The organism is Ochrobactrum sp. AP1BH01-1, from assembly GCF_018066705.1.
GTDB lineage: Bacteria > Pseudomonadota > Alphaproteobacteria > Rhizobiales > Rhizobiaceae > Brucella.
In genome coordinates this window covers 686,849-700,500 of the sequence record NZ_JAGPOU010000001.1, presented here as the reverse complement: position 1 = coordinate 700,500, position 13,652 = coordinate 686,849, and the positions used below count along the sequence as shown (strand labels likewise).

Here is a 13,652-nt window from a genome sequence, read left to right as displayed (position 1 = left end):
TGCAGCGCGGGATCAGATTGTTTCACGCAGGTGGAAGGATTTCGGCCGCGTAAGATTGCCATAGCCGATGGGAGAAAGGGCAGCGCCCTTGCCGGTATCCTTGACGCCGGTCCAGACAAGCGCCGGATCGAGATAATCGCACCGGTTCATGAACACGGTGCCCGTTTCAATGCGGTCGCCAAGTGCCGCGGCATGATCTGTATCGGTGGCCCAGAGCGAGGCGGTGAGGCCATAGATACTATCATTCATCAGCGCCAGCGCCTCCTCATCGTTGCGCACCTTCATGATGCCGACGATGGGGCCGAAACTTTCCTCACGCATGACACTCATCTGATGATCGACATTGGTGAGCACTTCCGGCGCGATATATGGCGAACCGGCGACATCCTGCCCGACCTGCATGTTTACATGTGCTTTCGCGCCTTTGCGCAGGGCTTCGGCCTTCTGCTCGCGGATCAGGTCAGCGAAACGTGCCTGCGCCATCGGCCCGAGCGTGGTGGAGCTGTCCAGCGGATTGCCGACGACATATTGTTTCGTCAGGTCAATGAAACTGTCCACAAAACGATCATAAACGGCTTCGTGAACGTAGATGCGTTCAATGCCGCAGCAGCACTGGCCGGAGTTGAAGAAGGCCCCATCCACAAGATTGCCGACGGCATGATCCAGATTGGCATCGGGCAGAACATAGGCAGGATCCTTCCCGCCAAGCTCGAGCCCCAATGTCATGAAGGTGCCTGCCGCAGCCCTCTCGATAGCGCGGCCGCCGCCAACCGAACCGGTGAAATTCACGTGATCAATCGTGCCGGATGAAAGCAGTTTTTCCATTGAGGCGTGATCGAGGACGACATTCTGGAACACGCCCTTGGGCAATCCAGCTTTTTCGAACGCTTTTGCAAAGCGTTCACCGGCTAGAAGGGTCTGTGTTGCATGTTTCAGGATGACGCTGTTACCCGCCATCAGCGCGGGAATGATCGTGTTGACAGCGGTAAGATAGGGATAGTTCCACGGCGCGATCACCATGACCACCCCAAGCGGAACATGCTTCACATACCGGCGGAAACCGTCTTTCTGAGCCGGAACATAGGGTCTCAGCGCTTCTTCGGCGATGTCGATCATATATTGGCCGCGCTCCTGAACACCGCCATTTTCGCCGCCGTAACGGGTTGGTCGTCCCATCTGCCATGCGATTTCGGGCACGATTTCGTCCTGCATGGCGGCAAGGGCGTCAAGTGCGGCACGGCAATAACGCGCGCGTTCGGCGATGCTCAATTGAGCCCAGTCAACCTGCGCATCCCGGGCGGAGGTCACGACCGAAGCGATTGCAGTTCCATTCAGAAAAGGACGCTCGGCATAAACAGAGCCGTCTATCGGAGAGATGATCTTGGCCGTGCCGCTCATCTGTATTTTCCTTTGAAGTCTGGCTTTATGTCAGGGTCAGTAGCGCTCGAAACCGCGATGCAGTTCCCAATCGGTTACGCGCCGGTCATATTCGATCTGTTCCCAATGCGCTGTGTGGACATAGTGGTTGACTACCGCTTCTCCGAACGCTTCCTTCAGGAAGTCTGAGGTCTTGAGAGCTTGCGCGGCTTCCCGCAGCGTATAAGGAATTTCCTTCAGCTTCACGGCGCTATAAGCATCTCCGACGAATGGTTCCTCCAGTTCAAGCTGTTCATCTATCCCTCTTAGCCCGGCGGCGATCAGTGCCGCGAAGGCGAGGTAGGGATTGAGGTCCGCGCCACCGATACGGCATTCAATGCGGATGCCTTTCGTGCCTTCGCCGCAAAGACGGAAGCCCGCAGTGCGGTTGTCCGGGCTCCACATGATCTTCGTGGGTGCAAAGGTGCCAGCCTGAAAACGCTTGTAGGAGTTGATGTAAGGGGCCAGGAAATAGGTGTAGTCGGCGGCATATTTTAGCTGTCCGGCCACCCATGAACGCATCAGCGGCGTCATTGTGTACGGGGCTTTCGGGTCGAAGAACAATGGCTCCTTGCCATCGGCGCTCCAGATGGAGTTGTGCACGTGGCTGGAGCTTCCGGCCTTGCTGTAGTCATACTTCGCCATGAAAGTGATGCACTTGCCGTGCGCCTCGGCGATTTCCTTCATGGCGTTCTTCATGATGACGTGGCGGTCTGCCATTTCGAGAGCTTCAGCATAGCGCACATTCAGCTCTTCCTGCCCTGGCCCCCATTCGCCCTTTGAATTCTCAACCGGAATGCCCGCCGCCGCCAGCTGGTTGCGCATAGCGCGCAGGACCGGTTCTTCCTTGGTGGTGAGATGAATGACATAATCCTGCACATAGGGCGATGCCGTTTCCATGTCCTGCCAGCGCTTGGAGCGGGCGGTCTTGTAGGTCTCGTCGAAGAGATAGAATTCGAGCTCGGACGCGAAATACGCGCGATAGCCGCGCTCATCGAGGCGGGCGATCTGCTTCTTCAGGATTGCGCGCGGCGAATGCGCCAGATTCTGGTGATCGTGATGTTCGAGTACATCACACAGCACAAGGGCCGTCTTTTCCAGCCACGGAGCGAGGCGCAGAGTGGAGAGGTCCGGCTTGATGACAAAATCGCCATAGCCCTTGTCCCAGGCGGCGGCTTCATAGCCCGGCACTGGCTCCATATCGATATCATCAGCGAGAAGATAATTGCAGCCGTGGGTTTCCTCATAACCGGACTCCACGAAAAACTGACCGTAAAATCGTTTGCCGATCAAACGTCCCTGCATGTCCACGAAACAGGCGAGAACCGTGTCGATTTCGCCTTCCGCTACCGCCTTCTTCAATGCATCAAGTGTTAATTGTCCGGCCATTTAATGCTTTGCTCCACAGGATGAAGTGAGAGGCGCCGCGCGAATGCACGGCGCCATCCTTGTCAGGCATATGTCAGGCATAACGATATGGTGCGCCGGCATCGCGCATGGTCTTCTGGTATTTCTTGAGGATTTCGACGACTTTGGCGGTTCGCTCGCTCTTGGCGGCGATTTCGTCCCAGAACTGCATGGCCGCATCTTCCACCTGTTTCCATTCAGCTTCAGGGATGCTGGTGAGTTCCAGCTTGCCGCCTGTCGTGCGGTAATGGGCTTCGCCCCACCAGTACCAATGCTGGCGATAGTAATGCGAACTATCCATTGCCAGCCTGAACAACTGCTTGAGGTGATCCGGCACGGCCTCCCACTTTTCCGTGTTGGCGAAATAGGAGCCAGCCCATGCGCCGCTGATATTATTGGTGAGGTAGTATTTGTTGATATCGGCCCAACCGACCGTATAAACCTCGGTCGCGCCGGACCAGCACACGCCGTCCAGTTCGCCGGTCTGGATCGCCACCTCAATGTCTTCCCACGGCAAAGTTACTGGAACGACGCCGAATTTGGTGAGGAAACGACCGCCGGTAGGGAAGGTGAAGACACGCAGTCCCTGCAGATCCTGCAGACTGCGGATCGGCTTGGTTGTGGCGAAGTTGCACGGATCCCACGATCCGGCACTGAGCCAGGTGACACCCGGAATTTCCTTATAGGCCTCTTCCCAGATTTCGTTGAGACCGTACCAGTTGAAGAGCGCCGGCACATCGAGACTATAGCGCGACGCAAACGGGAAATATGCCCCGAAGACCGCTATATCCACCGGCGACGCCATGGAGTCGTCGTCGCTTTGTGCCGCGTCGATGGTGCCGGACTGCACGGCGCGGAAAAGCTCGCCCTGGGGCACAAGCTGATCGGCAGTATATAGTTCGATGACCATCTCGCCATTGGCGGCCTTGTTGAAAGCATCGATTGACGGCTTGATGACGTGCTCGGCAAGGGCCGGACCTGCATAGGTCTGGAGCCGCCATTTGATCGGACTCTGCGCCCTCACATGGGGCGTTGCAAGTGTGCTGGCGCCAAGTGCGCCTACGGTCGTCAGCCCGGCCTTCTTGAGAAAATCGCGTTTGTTTAGCTTGGTATTCTCGCTCATGCCCATTCTCCCACTCTGTTTGAGTTCACCCTTTATTTGTACCGGCCCGGCCGTTCCCGGCTCTTGTCGCCGGCTTATGCGCAGTCAACCATAGGTTCCATCATCGCCCCGTGTACCAATTGGGCAACCACATCGCGATCTCGGGAAAGATCATCAGTATGATGATGGTCAGCACCATGAGAAAGAAGAAAGGTACGATGGAACGATAGATGTCGATCATCGTGATGTCTTTCGGCGCAAGCGCCCGCATCATGAAGAGATTATACCCGAAGGGCGGTGTTATATAGGCGATCTGGCAGGTGATGGTGTAGAGCACACCGAACCAGATGGCGTTGAAGCCGAGGCTCTTCACCAGCGGAATATATAATGGTGCGACGATGACCAGCATGGCGGTGTCATCCAGGAACATCCCGAGCACGATGAACGAAAGCAGCATCAATATGAGGATCGTCCACGGCGACAGATCGAAGGTGCCGAGCAAGATGTTCTCAATCGCCTTGACAGCTCCAAGGCCGTCATAGACAGAAGAAAAGCACAGCGCTGCCAGAATGATCCAGAGGAACATGCAGGTAACGGTGAGACTGTTGCGCGTCGAAGTTTCCCATACGTTTTTCGACAGTCGCCCGGTTAAGAGAGCCGCCAGGGTGGCAAGCAGCGCGCCGACGGCCGAGCTTTCCACAAGGCTCGTGACACCGGTCAGAAATAATCCCATCATCACACCGAACACCACAAGCGGGAGGATGCCTGCGCGCAGGGCGACAAGACGGTCACGCCATGTGATGCTGTCCAGCTCCTCTTGCGGCAGCGTGGGACCGAGTTCTGGCTGGATGCGGCAACGAATATAGATATAGATCGCGAAGAGCGCGGCCATGAGAAGGCCGGGGCCGATGCCGGCGAGCCAGAGCTGCAATACTGGCTGGCGGGCGATCATGGCGTAGAGAACCAGTACCACGCTGGGCGGAATAAGGATGCCGAGCGAACTGCCCGCCTGAATGACCCCTGTCACCATGATTTTATTGTAGCGCCGTTTCAGGAGTTCGGGCAGGGCAACTGTTGCGCCGATGGCCATGCCTGCAACGCTTAGCCCGTTCATGCACGAAATGATGACCATCAGGCCGATGGTGCCAAGCGCCAGACCGCCGCGAATGCCGCCGAACCAGACATGGAACATCCGGTAGAGATTGCTGGCAATGCCGGATTCCGACAGCATGTAGCCCATGAAGACGAAGAAAGGCACGGTGATGAGCGGATACCAGTTCAGTACCGCGAAGGTGGCATTGTAGGGCATCTCGAAGGAGCCTTTGCCCCACAGAAGGAGAGCCGCAATCGAGCCGACAAAACCGATGACGCCAAAGACGCGCTGCCCTGTCATGAGCAGCACCATCATGGTGGCGAACATGAAGAGGGTGATAAGTTCCGAACTCATATGTGGTGCCCTTCCTCAATTGCCGGTCCTGCAATCGTGTTGATCGGTTTCCCGCGGAACGACGCCCAGTCCTTGAGGAAATTCGAGACGCATTGCAGCAGCAGGAGAAAGATGCCTACGGTCATGACAAGTTTGATCGGCCAGAGGAGCGGTGCCCAGGCCGTGTAGTTTTTCTGGCCATAGGAGATGGCGTAACCGGTCGAGGAAATGCCTCCCGCAACCATCACGCCGAGATAGAAGATGATGAACAGGATCGTGATCATATCCGTGATCATCTTCCGGCGCGGGGGAAGACGGTCGAAGAACAGATCCATGCGCACATGCGCGCCCTGCTGCATGGCATAGGCGCCACCGAGCAGATAATAGGCCGAGAGCAGAAACTGGGACATCTCAAGCACCCAGTTCACCGGAACGCCAAGGACGACGCGCGAAAAGGTCGAATAAAGCAGACAGGCGCCAAGCGCGAAGAACAGATACATCGCGAAGCGGCCGATATAATAATTCAATGCATCAACATATTTGACGAACAGTCTGATCGGCTTCGGCATTTCCGGCTCCTTCAGGCTTTCTTTTCCGTGTGGGCGAGTGTTTGCGCGACATGCTTCAATATGCCTGCAAGCCTTTCCGCCCACGCGGTTTGCGTCCGGGAACTGGCTATTTCGTCGTTGCGAATCTCCACCATTGCGCATGGCGCGTTTCGCGGGCGGGCGTGCCGTTCCAGCGTGTAATAGACCCGATCAGCCGGGGAATAGGGTTCGTTGACGCCGACATTGAGACTTGTGTCCTCCCGCAATCCGGCGATGAGGGGCTTTGCGATCCGGTCGTCCTCGTCATGGATGATGCCGATCTGCCAAGGCCGGGATACGCCACGATAAACGGGCGTGAAAGAATGAACTGTCACAATCCACGAAGGCTGGCCGCGCTTGGCTCGAGCCGCGATCGTTTGTTCGATACAGCCGTGGAACGGGCGGTGTGAAAGATCGATACGGGCTGTGCGCTCTGCTGCCGCGAGCCCATGATTTCCCGGGACGATGGTTGTCTCACTGAGTTCGGGAATGAGATCGGGCGCATCGAGCGGGCGGTTGCAGTCGATCAAGAGCCGCGAAAGACGGCTTTCGATGAGAGATGCGTCGAGCGATGATGCGAGATGCCTGGCAACTTCGACCGCGCCCGGGTCCCAGGCGATATGCGCCTTCAACGCCTCTGCGCCAAGGCCCAGTTCACCAAAACGTTCCGGAACGAAATTGGATGCATGCTCACAAACAAGCAGATAGGGACTCGCCCCATCCGTGTTGAAGACAGAAACAGGCTCGCACGAAACCGTGCGATATTCTCGCTCGTCCGTCATTCCGTTTGTTCCCCGCGCTGTAACTTATGTTACGTTTTTTCAGTTTATGCGCTATTGCGGATTATTTGATACGTCCTATGATTATTTGTCAAACACAATTTCGCCGAATTCAAAAAGAGCCAATGAATGGAAAAATCAGCGTCGGTGAACGCAAGCGTTGCGGAACTGATCAACGAGCGGATCGATACGATGCCAGCGGGCGAGCGAAGCGCCGCGCAGACACTGATCGCCAATTACCCGATCCTGGGACTGAAAACCGTAGCGGAATTTTCCGCGCTGGCCGGTGTGAGCTCCCCGACGATCCTTCGCTTTGTAAACAGGCTCGGATTTCAGAACTACCCCGATTTTCAGGCGCGGTTACAGGATGAACTCGCCGCCCAATTGCAGTCGCCGCACCATCGCAATGAACAGGCGGGGATCAGGACGGACACCGCCTATCCGGCGGTCGAGCATACGCTGGAGAATATCCGCGAGAGTTTCCGGCATCTGGGCGAGAAGCAGTTAAGGCAGGCTGTGTCAGCCTTGAGCGGCGCTAAGGGAAATATCTACCTGATTGGCGGACGTTTCACCGATCCCATCGCGCAATACATGGCCGCACACATGACGGTCATTCGCCCGCACGTCTTTCATCTTGGCGGGCAGGAGAGCGGCTGGCGTGACCGCCTTCTCGATATGGGCAAGCGTGACGTTCTGGTGGTCTTTGATATTCGCCGTTATCAGGACAGTCTTTTGCAACTTGCCGAAAAGGCGCGGTCGCGGGGTGTTGAGGTTGTTCTCGTTACCGACCAGTGGCTGTCGCCGATTGCGCGCGTGGCCCGGCACGTTCTGGCGGGGCGAACAGCCGTGCCGTCGGCCTGGGATTCGTCGGCTGCAATCTTTGTGCTTGCAGAAACGGTCATTCGCGAAATGACCAGAATGCTTGAAAAGGATAGTGCCGCCCGTATCGCTGAACTTGAAGGGTTACGCTGACGAAGCTCTCTCAACAGATGTTTTATTCCAGCCCGCAGGCCCGCAGAAACAGCGCCGAAACTTCCTTCTCGATCCGTTCGAGATCAAGCGGCTCGTCTTTGTCGAGTTCCATCATGCTGCGAACCTGCGCTTCAAAGTCGGCATAGTGCTGGGTGACAGCCCATATATGCATCTGAAACAGCAGCGGATCGACAGGCTTGATGCGACCGTCGTCCACCCATGACTGGATAAGCTTCACTGCATTGTGGGTCGCAGAGACGTGTTTTTTCCAATGGCGGCTCAGATATGGCGCACCATTGGCGATTTCAGTGGTGAAAAGCCGTGAAGCCTTGGGATTCTTCTGGCTATATTCGAGCTTGGCGCGGATATATTGCCGGATCACCTTCGCCGGATCGTTTTCGGTATTGGCACCGAGGAAAATTTCTTCCCACTCGTCAAGGATATACACGATGATATCCTCGTAGAGTTCTTCCTTGCTGGAGATATAGTAGTGCAGTTGCGGCTTGGTGAGGCCGGCACGATGTGCAATGCCCTGCGTGGACGCCCCCGCAAGGCCTTTCTCCGCAAACTCGTCGATCGCGGCAGCTCGGATTGCGCCGAGAATACGCCGCCTGCGTCCGAGAACCTTGTCTCGTCCGGTCAGTTCGGCGTCTTCATTCTCGTCGCTATTGTTCATCCATATCTGCCGCGATTAGGAGGGACTTATTGGCCCCACTTCTTCTTGATGTCGAGGCCCGCGCCCTTGTTTACGAAGGCATCGGTTGCAACCTTGCTCATGTCGAGTTCGTCGCCGCTGACGATTCCTGCCTTGCGGGCGAGTTCGTAAAACGCCTTGACGCGATCCATCGAAATGGCACCGATCCCCTTTTCAAGCGTGTCGCCGCTGTCGATGAGCTGAAGGCCCTTGATCCGCTCCAGTTCCGCATCGAGCGTTTCCTTGCTCATGTCCGGATTGTCTTTCAGGATCAAATCATAGGCCTTGCTGCGGTCGCCATAGAGGAAATTGGTCCAGCCTTCGATCGAAGCGCTGACGAAGCGCTGCACCAGATCGGGGTTCTTCTCGATCAGGTCCTGGCGGGTTTCTATCGTGTTGCCGTAAGTGCTGTAGCCATAATCGGCAAGCAGATAAGTCGTGACCTTTGCCCCTTCCTTTTCGGCGTAAATCGGTTCGGCGGTCGCATAAGCCTGCTGCACGACTTTCTTGTCGTTGAGGAACTGGGCGAGGCTGTAATTATAGGGACGGAGCTGCTCATCCTTGAAGCCGAACTCCTTCACCAGCCACGGCCAGAACGAAAACTGCGCATCCTTGCCCATCAGCACGGTCGACGCATTGGCAAGGTCCTTGAAATCCTTGTACTGACCTTCATGCACCATCAGTGCCTGCGGGTCTTTCTGGTAGAAAGCAGCAACAACCGTTGTCGGGACGCCGTTGGCGACGTTGTTGAACGACAAAAGCAGGTTTCCCGTCAGCAGGAAGTCAAGACGGCCTGCGGCAAGCATCGGGCGGTTGTTGACCTGTGGTCCTCCCATATCAATTTGCACATCAAGTCCGTATTTTTCATAGGTGCCATCGGCTACCGCTTGATAGAACCCGCCGTGACCGGCCTGCGCCAGCCAGTTGGTTCCGAGCGTCACCTTATCGAGCGCATAGGCCATCTGGGCGGAAAGCCCCATGGAAAGCGCGGCCAGCGCCGCAACCAGTGTCTTTTTCATATTGGTTCCCCTTGTTTTAAGCAGTCAAAGCCATGTCGGCGGTCCAGCCGCGTGTTTTTCCCGGATTGAGAAGGCCGTATGGATCGGCCAGTTTCTTGAATTCGATCTGAACGCTGTCGATCTCCTTCATGCCGCCATCCTCAATGGTGTAGGCATGAGGATCGTAGATGTCGCAGCCATCAAGCTGCTCCAGTTCCTTGATCAGACGGTACATCTCGTCACGACCTTCAAAGCGCACCAGCGGAAGCGCGAAAATCTGCACTTCGCCTTCAAGCCTGGCCATTTCGTGATGCATGTACTGCGTCTCACCGTAGCGCTCGATCTGGCGTGTCACCACATTCACGTCGAAAGGACGCGGATAGGCGACCTGAAGATAGGTCCAGCCTTCCTCGGCTTTCAGCGCCTGCAAGGTTGTGTGGTTCCAGCCACATTCATAAGCAGGCTGCAATCCGTTCTTGTGCAGTTCGTCCAGTGTCATGGCGAAGGAAACCCTGCCGCCGAATTCGGCCGCGAGCGCTTCGAAGCGGGCCATTTCCTCCGGTGCGATCATGGCGAAAACCGCATCCTTGTCGGACGGGAAGAGATCACCGAACTTGGTATAGAAGCGTGCAAAACGCCGGTCTACCGTGGTCAGCAGATAGCAGTCGAGATTGTCTTCCAATGCCTTGAGGCAGAAGTTGAGCGTTGCCTCGTAACTGTCGAACAAGGCAGCGGTATGTATCCAGTCGGTCGATTTGGTGAGACCGATTTCCAGTTCCAGAATGATGCCGTTGGTGCCATAGGCATGCTGGACTTTATGAATGTCGCGCCCGGTCAATTCGATGACCTTCGGTTCCGGCTCGACAGTGAGAACCTTTACGGAATAGACATTCCCGTCGTCGCGCAGCATGCCGTGCCGCAGCGACCCGATGCCGCCGGAGCCGCCAGAGAAAAAGCCGCCAATCGTGGCGATGCGGCGTGTGGACGGATACATCAGCAATTCCTGTCCGGTCTCGCGCACGGCATCGTCAAGGCGCGAAATGCGAGCGCCACCTTCAACGCGAACCTTGCCGGGTTCGATTGCGATGATGCGGTCGATCTTAGTCATGTCCAGAATGATGCCGCCTTCAAGCGGAACGCACTGGCCGTAATTGCCGGTGCCGCCACCGCGAACGGTGATAGGGATGCGCAGTTTCGCGGCGGCAGCAGCCACGCGGCGCACTTCGTCCTGATCTTTCGGAATGACGACAAGATCACCAACATAATGGCCGATATCCTCGGTCAGAATGGGGCTATACCAGAAATAATCCCGAGAGCGCAGTTCGACCTGCTTTGGATCATCATAAATGCGTATGCCATCGATTTCCGCGCGGAATGCGGCCCAGTCATAGATGCGCTGTGGAGCGGCAGAATTCATGTGGAACTCCCGATGATTTGGCCTGTTGAGTTGGGTTGTGCGATGCCATTGCGCCAGACGACGCGACGTGCCTGCGGGTGGCTGATAAGATCGTTCAGGTCTTCGGCATCGTGCCAGATAAAGCTGGCCGAGCCGCCCACCTGTGGGGTTTGGATGCGCTCGCCGGCGATAAGCCGGGCGGGCAGGGTGGTTATACTGTCGAGCCATTCATCCGGCTCAAGGTGGCAGGCTGGGGCTGCGAGACGAAGTATGGCGAGCGGATCGTAATCGCCAAAAGGATAGAAAGCGTCCCGGACATTGTCGGAACCGAGCATGACATCCATGCCTGCCCGGCGCGCTTCTTTCAGCGGTGCAACACCGCGCAGACGCGGGGATTTTCCTCCAAGCCTGTCCTGAAGATAGAGATTTGTCGTGGGTAGCGAAACGAGTGCCGTGCCTGCATCTGCAGCGGCATGAAGGGTGCGCTGGAGTTCATCGGGCCCACGCAGTGACAGGGAGCAGGCGTGGCCGCATAATACCCGGCCACCCATGCCATACCGTCTGGTTGCCGATATGATCAGCGAAAAGCCGTCCGCTTCCACATCCAGACCCTCATCGACATGGAAGTCGAGATTGAGATCATGCTGCACGGCAAGGCGGAACATCTCTTCGATTTTGTCTTCAAGATCGGCATTGCGATAGAAGAACGCGCCAAAGACGCCACCGTCTTTTGCAACGCGGGTCGCGATTTGTGAGCCGGCATCAAGCACCAGATCGCCATGGACGAGTGCCGCCAGCTGAAGATCGATCCGGCCTTTCCACTCTTCGCGCAACTCATTCAGAACAGGCCATGCTGCGGGTACTTCCGGGGTCGTCCAGTCGACGTGGCTGCGCATCGCCCCGACGCCTTGTTCGAACGCAGCTTTTAGGCCTTTACTAGCGCGGGCGCGAATATCCGCCTCGCTCCAGTTCTTCCGATCGGTGTTCATCAGGTCAATTGCGTCGAACAGGCAATCCACTCTGGCGCTGCCATTTTCTGCGATGCGCTGGATCGTGAAGGTTTTGTCGAGATGAACATGGACGTCTGCGAAAAGCGGGGTGATAAGTCCGCCACCCGCTGACTGCGACGGCACGAGCGAGGCGATGCGATCACCTTTGATCTCGATGTCGTGGCGTCCGGAAAGTCCGGCTATGGTGACGCCGGTCAGCATTTTAGCGCTCACGGCGTATTTCGCTTTCGTGCCAGCGCCCGAGGACGAGACGCGACAGCCAGCTTGTCACCAGAAAGATTACGATGCCGAGTAGTGATACAAGGAAGAGGGCCGCAAACATGCGCGGAATTTCATTGCGGAAGCTCGATTCCAGAATGCGCGAGGCAAGGCCTGTGCTCTGGCCCGCCGTGCCGGCAACAAACTCAGCGACAACCGCGCCGATCAGCGAGAGGCCCCCGGCGATTTTCAGGGCGGCCATGAAATAAGGCAATGCGCTTGGCGCCAGCAGATAGCGCAGGCGCTGCCATGGCGAAGCGCGATAGAGCCTGAACAGATCGCGCAGGTTATGATCGGCGCTGCGCAAACCGATCACCGTATTGGACAGGATCGGGAAGAACGCCACTATCCATGCGCAGATCAACAGAGCGGAAAACGTATCACGCACATATATGAGGATCAGCGGCGCGATAGCGATTACCGGCGTTACCTGAAGGATAACGGCGAAAGGAAAGAATGCCATTTCGATGGGGCGAGACAGGGCGAAAATCATGCCGAGCAGAATGCCGCCGATAATTGCGCAGCCGAGCGAGATCAAGGTCAGCTTGATCGTAAACCACATGGATGCCATTAGCGAAGGCCCGTCCTTTACGAGCGTTTGTGCAACCAACGAAGGTGCGGGGATCAGGTAATGCGGCACCTGATAATAACGGACGAGACCTTCCCATATGCCAAGGGCAATCATGATTGCCAGCGTTGGCATGACAATGCGCAAGGTGCGCTCGCGCCGGGCGCGACGATTCTGTTCTACATTCAGGACAGGCAGTTCGGCTTGTGTCGGATTCATCGTCCCGTCCTCAATGATCGATATCTTCGGAGGAAAGTGTCGCGGTTAGCGCGTCGGATACCTTGGCGCAATATTTTGCGTAGGCGTCGGTCGTGCGGTAGTTTTCGGCGCGCGGGTAAGGTCCGATGATCGGTATGTCGGCCACCACGCGGCCCGGTCTGGCGGCCATCACCACCACGCGGTTGGACAGATAAACCGACTCATAAACGCTGTGGGTGACAAAAATCACCGTCAGGCCGTGGTCCTGCCAAAGACGCAGCACGTCGTTGTTGAGCTTGAAGCGCGTCATTTCGTCCAGCGCTGCAAAGGGTTCGTCCATCAGGAGAAGACGCGGACGCGTAACCAGCGCGCGAGCGATGGAAACGCGCATTTTCATCCCTCCGGACAGCTCCCGCGGAAATGCCTTAGCAAAGCGCGACAGGCCAACCTGTGCCAAAGCTTCTTCGACGCGCGGGGTTGCTTCCTTGCGGGCAATGCCGGACAGACGCAGAGGCAAATAAACATTGTCGAAAACGCTGGCCCACGGCATCAGGGTCGGCTCCTGAAATACGAAACCGATGTCTTGCGCCCCGATAGGACCCTTGCCGGGAGCATGGCCGTTGACGCGGATTTCACCGGCGGAAATTGATTCCAGGCCGGCAATCATGCGCAACGCCGTGCTCTTGCCGCAGCCCGAGGGCCCGAGAAAGCTGACAAACTGGCCTTGGTCGATCTTGAGCGACATGTCGCTCACGGCCATTACACCAGTGCCGTATTGCTTATAGACGCCGTCTATTTCGATCAGGGAGGATGGAGCTTGCGAGTTGGGGGCCACGCTCAT

General features: G+C 56.8%; 13 protein-coding genes. 1 reads left to right on the top strand and 12 read right to left on the bottom strand.

Annotation, left to right across the window (positions count from 1 at the left end):
* Positions 1 to 12: 12 nt before the first annotated feature.
* The 6 genes from J9800_RS03145 to J9800_RS03120 all read right to left on the bottom strand — a co-directional run bounded on the left by J9800_RS03145 (position 13) and on the right by J9800_RS03120 (position 6,720).
* Positions 13 to 1,398, bottom strand: a complete 1,386-nt coding sequence (locus tag J9800_RS03145) for an aldehyde dehydrogenase family protein (RefSeq protein WP_114214738.1) — start codon at positions 1,396 to 1,398, stop codon at positions 13 to 15.
* A 36-nt stretch (positions 1,399 to 1,434) separates the two neighbouring features.
* The gene (locus J9800_RS03140) at positions 1,435 to 2,805 is read right to left on the bottom strand and encodes a glutamine synthetase family protein (RefSeq protein ID WP_114214739.1); all 1,371 of its coding nucleotides are present in this window, start codon (positions 2,803 to 2,805) and stop codon (positions 1,435 to 1,437) included.
* A gap of 73 nt (positions 2,806 to 2,878) precedes the next feature.
* Positions 2,879 to 3,946 (bottom strand): TRAP transporter substrate-binding protein, encoded by a 1,068-nt coding sequence (locus J9800_RS03135; protein WP_114214740.1) that lies wholly within the window; start codon positions 3,944 to 3,946, stop codon positions 2,879 to 2,881.
* A 100-nt stretch (positions 3,947 to 4,046) separates the two neighbouring features.
* Positions 4,047 to 5,372 (bottom strand): TRAP transporter large permease, encoded by a 1,326-nt coding sequence (locus J9800_RS03130; protein ID WP_114214741.1) that lies wholly within the window; start codon positions 5,370 to 5,372, stop codon positions 4,047 to 4,049.
* Positions 5,369 to 5,920 (bottom strand): TRAP transporter small permease subunit, encoded by a 552-nt coding sequence (locus J9800_RS03125; RefSeq protein ID WP_114214742.1) that lies wholly within the window; start codon positions 5,918 to 5,920, stop codon positions 5,369 to 5,371. Before J9800_RS03125 ends, J9800_RS03130 begins: the two co-directional genes overlap by 4 nt.
* A gap of 11 nt (positions 5,921 to 5,931) precedes the next feature.
* Positions 5,932 to 6,720: an N-formylglutamate amidohydrolase gene (locus J9800_RS03120; RefSeq protein WP_114214743.1), complete on the bottom strand. Its 789-nt coding sequence runs from the start codon at positions 6,718 to 6,720 to the stop codon at positions 5,932 to 5,934.
* Positions 6,721 to 6,846: 126 nt separating this feature from the next.
* On the opposite strand from J9800_RS03120, the gene J9800_RS03115 reads away from it, so the two are divergent.
* Positions 6,847 to 7,689: a MurR/RpiR family transcriptional regulator gene (locus J9800_RS03115; protein WP_114214744.1), complete on the top strand. Its 843-nt coding sequence runs from the start codon at positions 6,847 to 6,849 to the stop codon at positions 7,687 to 7,689.
* Positions 7,690 to 7,711: 22 nt separating this feature from the next.
* Here J9800_RS03115 and J9800_RS03110 read toward each other — a convergent pair whose 3' ends face one another.
* The 6 genes from J9800_RS03110 to J9800_RS03085 are packed head-to-tail and all read right to left on the bottom strand — an operon-like array spanning position 7,712 to position 13,652.
* Positions 7,712 to 8,365, bottom strand: coding sequence for a TetR family transcriptional regulator C-terminal domain-containing protein (locus J9800_RS03110; protein WP_112587273.1), 654 nt, complete (start codon positions 8,363 to 8,365; stop codon positions 7,712 to 7,714).
* 26 nt (positions 8,366 to 8,391) lie between these two features.
* Complete coding sequence (locus J9800_RS03105; RefSeq protein WP_114214745.1) at positions 8,392 to 9,402, bottom strand: ABC transporter substrate-binding protein; 1,011 nt, start codon at positions 9,400 to 9,402, stop codon at positions 8,392 to 8,394.
* A 16-nt stretch (positions 9,403 to 9,418) separates the two neighbouring features.
* A complete protein-coding gene (locus J9800_RS03100; RefSeq protein ID WP_114214746.1) occupies positions 9,419 to 10,798 on the bottom strand; it encodes an FAD-binding oxidoreductase in 1,380 nt (459 codons plus the stop codon).
* Positions 10,795 to 12,000, bottom strand: coding sequence for an amidohydrolase family protein (locus J9800_RS03095; RefSeq protein WP_286167422.1), 1,206 nt, complete (start codon positions 11,998 to 12,000; stop codon positions 10,795 to 10,797). The genes J9800_RS03100 and J9800_RS03095 overlap by 4 nt, the downstream gene beginning before the upstream one ends.
* Positions 11,990 to 12,832 (bottom strand): ABC transporter permease, encoded by an 843-nt coding sequence (locus tag J9800_RS03090; protein WP_114214748.1) that lies wholly within the window; start codon positions 12,830 to 12,832, stop codon positions 11,990 to 11,992. The genes J9800_RS03095 and J9800_RS03090 overlap by 11 nt, the downstream gene beginning before the upstream one ends.
* Before the next feature lie 10 nt (positions 12,833 to 12,842).
* On the bottom strand, positions 12,843 to 13,652 hold the full coding sequence (locus tag J9800_RS03085) for an ABC transporter ATP-binding protein (RefSeq protein WP_114214749.1): 810 nt from the start codon (positions 13,650 to 13,652) through the stop codon (positions 12,843 to 12,845).

Coding starts and splice junctions, on each gene's coding strand:
- J9800_RS03110 (WP_112587273.1), bottom strand. CDS start 8,365: ATGAACAATAGCGACGAGAATGAAGACGCCGAACTGACCGGACGAGAC.
- J9800_RS03085 (WP_114214749.1), bottom strand. CDS start 13,652: ATGAGCGTGGCCCCCAACTCGCAAGCTCCATCCTCCCTGATCGAAATA.
- J9800_RS03090 (WP_114214748.1), bottom strand. CDS start 12,832: ATGAATCCGACACAAGCCGAACTGCCTGTCCTGAATGTAGAACAGAAT.
- J9800_RS03130 (WP_114214741.1), bottom strand. CDS start 5,372: ATGAGTTCGGAACTTATCACCCTCTTCATGTTCGCCACCATGATGGTG.
- J9800_RS03140 (WP_114214739.1), bottom strand. CDS start 2,805: ATGGCCGGACAATTAACACTTGATGCATTGAAGAAGGCGGTAGCGGAA.
- J9800_RS03105 (WP_114214745.1), bottom strand. CDS start 9,402: ATGAAAAAGACACTGGTTGCGGCGCTGGCCGCGCTTTCCATGGGGCTT.
- J9800_RS03120 (WP_114214743.1), bottom strand. CDS start 6,720: ATGACGGACGAGCGAGAATATCGCACGGTTTCGTGCGAGCCTGTTTCT.
- J9800_RS03145 (WP_114214738.1), bottom strand. CDS start 1,398: ATGAGCGGCACGGCCAAGATCATCTCTCCGATAGACGGCTCTGTTTAT.
- J9800_RS03100 (WP_114214746.1), bottom strand. CDS start 10,798: ATGAATTCTGCCGCTCCACAGCGCATCTATGACTGGGCCGCATTCCGC.
- J9800_RS03135 (WP_114214740.1), bottom strand. CDS start 3,946: ATGAGCGAGAATACCAAGCTAAACAAACGCGATTTTCTCAAGAAGGCC.
- J9800_RS03115 (WP_114214744.1), top strand. CDS start 6,847: ATGGAAAAATCAGCGTCGGTGAACGCAAGCGTTGCGGAACTGATCAAC.
- J9800_RS03125 (WP_114214742.1), bottom strand. CDS start 5,920: ATGCCGAAGCCGATCAGACTGTTCGTCAAATATGTTGATGCATTGAAT.